The sequence below is a fragment of the Roseixanthobacter psychrophilus genome (assembly GCF_043195195.1).
GTDB lineage: Bacteria > Pseudomonadota > Alphaproteobacteria > Rhizobiales > Xanthobacteraceae > NCEH01.
Genome location: NZ_JBAFWT010000120.1, coordinates 1 through 1663, shown reverse-complemented (window position 1 = coordinate 1663; position 1663 = coordinate 1). Strand labels below are relative to the sequence as shown.

Annotated in this window: 3 protein-coding genes; all 3 read right to left on the bottom strand. The window is 61.7% G+C overall.

Annotation, left to right across the window (positions count from 1 at the left end; all coding sequences use genetic code 11):
- Nucleotides 1-226 precede the first annotated feature (226 nt).
- A complete protein-coding gene (locus V5F77_RS28700; RefSeq protein WP_429008454.1) occupies nt 227-511 on the bottom strand; it encodes a copper-binding protein in 285 nt (94 codons plus the stop codon).
- A 25-nt stretch (nt 512-536) separates the two neighbouring features.
- On the bottom strand, nt 537-1007 hold the full coding sequence (locus V5F77_RS28695) for a cupredoxin domain-containing protein (RefSeq protein WP_429008453.1): 471 nt from the start codon (nt 1005-1007) through the stop codon (nt 537-539).
- Nucleotides 1008-1020: 13 nt separating this feature from the next.
- Nucleotides 1021-1663: multicopper oxidase domain-containing protein (locus V5F77_RS28690; RefSeq protein WP_429008452.1), on the bottom strand; the 643-nt coding region annotated here is incomplete at its 5' end.

Below are 1663 nucleotides of genomic sequence, written 5' to 3'. Positions count from 1 at the left end.
ATCTTCGTGGAAAAGCCGGCCTTCGCAATGTGGTCGGCCCAGGCCCCGCAACAGGCGCAGGACGGATTCTTGTAGACCGTGACCAAAGGTTGGCCGGCGGCCCTGGCAGCCGCTGGCGCGAGCAGCGTCGCGCCTGCGAGCAGGAGCACGCGTCTGCGGTCTATGTTCATCGGGCGATCCTCCGGTAGAAGGGGAGCGCCGCAGCGCTCCCCGGAACAACGAAGTGCTACATCGCCCTGTCGATCTTGGTGACCGTCAGTCGGCCGCTCACCCGATCAGCCTCGAACTTCACCTTGTCGCCCACCTTGACCGCCTTCAGCATGGCCGGGTCGGCAACGGCGAACACCATCGTCATCCCGTCCATGTCGAGGTTCTTGATCGGCCCGTGCTTGAGCGTGACCTTGCCCTGGGCCTGGTCGATCTTGGTGATCTGCCCGTCAACCGGCGCGGTCTGCGCCAAGGCGACGGTCGAGAATGCCGAGATCGCGGCTGCCATGATAAACTTACGCATGTTTATGCTCCTTCGTTCGGTGACGTTACTTGACGATGATGGTGCCGGACATGCCGGCTTCCCGGTGACCGGGGATGAGGCAAGAGAAGTCGAACTCCCCGGCCTTGGTGAATTTCCAGACGATGTCGCCGGTCTTCTTCGGGGCCAGGCGCTTGGCGTTGGGATCGTTATGCTCCATGTCCGGATTCTTCATCATCTCGGCCATGTGCTTGAGGTTCTCGTCGAGTGTGCCGACGACGATCTCGTGATCCATTTCGCCGTTGTTACGGATGGCGAATTTGACCTGCTCTCCCTTGCGGATGTCGATCCGGTTCGGGATGAACACCATCTTCCCGTCCGCTTCGCGCATGGTGATCTGGATGGTGCGTGCTGCCTTTTTGGGATCTCCAGGCTCGCCATAGGCGCGGTCATCCTCGTGGGAATGACCAGCGTCGGCCAGCGCTGCGGTCGACAGAGTAAGGGCCGCAAGCGCTGCGATCAGGAATCGTGTTTGCATGTATAAATCCTTCTCAATGATTGCCGTGGGGAGTTTTTTTGCCGGGTTTCACGACGTCGAACTCGGCGGTCCTCGTCTTGTCGAACGCGGCGGGAGGCTCGCGTTCGGCTTTTTTCGGTTCGCCCTTCCACTCGAAGGCGACCGTACCTTCCGGGTGCTTGAACCATCCCGGATCCTTGTAGTCGCCGGATGCGAGCCCCTCGCGCACCTTGACGACCGAGAACATGCCACCCATCTCGACCGCCCCGAACTGGGCGAAGCCCGTCATCATCGGCAGGGTGTTGTCGGGCAGCGGCATCTCCATCTCGCCCATGTCCGCCATGCCCGCCGTGCCCATCGGCATGTAGTCGGGGACGAGCTTGCGGACTTTCTTGGCGAATTCCTTCTTGTCGACCCCGATGAAGTTGCGCACGTCGTGGCCCATGGCGTTCATAGTGTGATGCGACTTGTGGCAGTGGATCGCCCAATCGCCGGGCTTGTCGGCGACGAAATCGAAGGCCCGCATCTGCCCAACGGCGCAGTCGATGGTGACCTCGGGCCAGGCCGCCGCCTCCGGCACCCAGCCCCCATCGGTGCACGACACCTTGAAGTCGTAGCCGTGCATGTGGATGGGGTGGTTCGTCATGGTGAGATTGCCGAAACGGATGCGGACCTTC